This is a genomic window from Alsobacter sp. P4_H11, from assembly GCF_056400925.1.
Map to the genome: position 1 here is coordinate 1 of NZ_JBFUKI010000028.1, position 714 is coordinate 714.

A 714-nucleotide genomic window follows, 5' to 3' on the forward strand; every position below is an offset into this window, starting at 1 on the left:
GTCGAGCTTGGCCAGCTTGGCGAAGCCGTCGTGATGCTCCCGGTCGTTGCCGAACAGGCGCCGGCCGGACATGTCGTCCGCCGCTCGGCCGTCGCGGTCGTCCACCAGGAAGCCCTGGCCCTTGGGCAAGAGCCATTCGGTGCGCACCGGAACGCCCACGCCGTGGAGATCGAACGAGACCTCAGTGGCTTCCCGCTCGGACGTCGGAACCATCGCGGACGTCGCAATGGAGCCGAGACCCGGCAGGTCGAGCACGATGGGACTCCGCAGGCTCTTCAGCTTGCAGGTCGATGGCTGCTGATACACGCCCTCGATCCAATTATAGACCCAGACGAGCTTGTATCCATCATCCACCTTGTTACGGGTGCTGCTGAAGAAATCGTGATTTCCACTCTGCTTGCTGGCCCACCAAAGCCAACCATAAAGCTTCCAGACCTCGACTTGTTTTTCGACGGTGCCTCCGGCGATCTTCACCTTCGTTTTAATCTTCTTATGATTCGAAACGTAGTTGGCCGCGCGCGGCAGATCGCTTTCCGACGTGTCCTTCCACTCCGGCTCACGAATGTCCGACCACGTATCCCGGAACTTCCAGGTGCTGTCGTCGATGACGTCCTTCCATTTGTCGTCGATCGGCTCGCACGATCCGCCGCCGCCGCCGCCACCACCGCCGCCACCGCCGCCGCCGCCGCCGCCGCCGCCGCCACCGCCACCACC

General features: G+C 63.2%; 1 protein-coding gene. It reads right to left on the minus strand.

Annotated elements, in window-relative coordinates; translation table 11 throughout:
• Window positions 1-714 (minus strand): hypothetical protein (locus AC1DSZ_RS24305; protein WP_476840863.1); only part of this gene is annotated, 714 nt, incomplete at both ends.